A 288-nucleotide genomic window follows, 5' to 3' on the forward strand; every position below is an offset into this window, starting at 1 on the left:
TCATCCATCACTTTACCGCTGGCATCGTGTTCGCCGCCGCCGCCACCGAAATCTTGCCCGATCTCAAACAGCAGTCGCCTGTGGCCGTGTTGCTGGGCGGCGCTGTGGGGGTGCTGTTAATGTTGCTGGTTCGGCGGCTGGGCGAAAAAGCGCAGGGGCCGGTCGGTTTTATCGCCGCGGTCGGCGTCGATATCTTTATCGATGGGCTGGTGCTGGGCATTGCCTTCGCGGCCGGCGCCAAAGCCGGCCTGCTGTTGACGCTGGCGTTAACGCTGGAAGTGCGGTTCC

1 pseudogene is annotated in these 288 nt (G+C 63.2%); it reads left to right on the plus strand.

The features are described 5' to 3' along the window. Positions 1-288 (plus strand): annotated as a pseudogene (locus tag J0A67_RS22830) (ZIP family metal transporter); the annotation flags it as partial.

Origin of the sequence: Algoriphagus aestuariicola (assembly GCF_017254835.1) — a bacterium.
Lineage (GTDB): Bacteria > Bacteroidota > Bacteroidia > Cytophagales > Cyclobacteriaceae > Algoriphagus > Algoriphagus aestuariicola.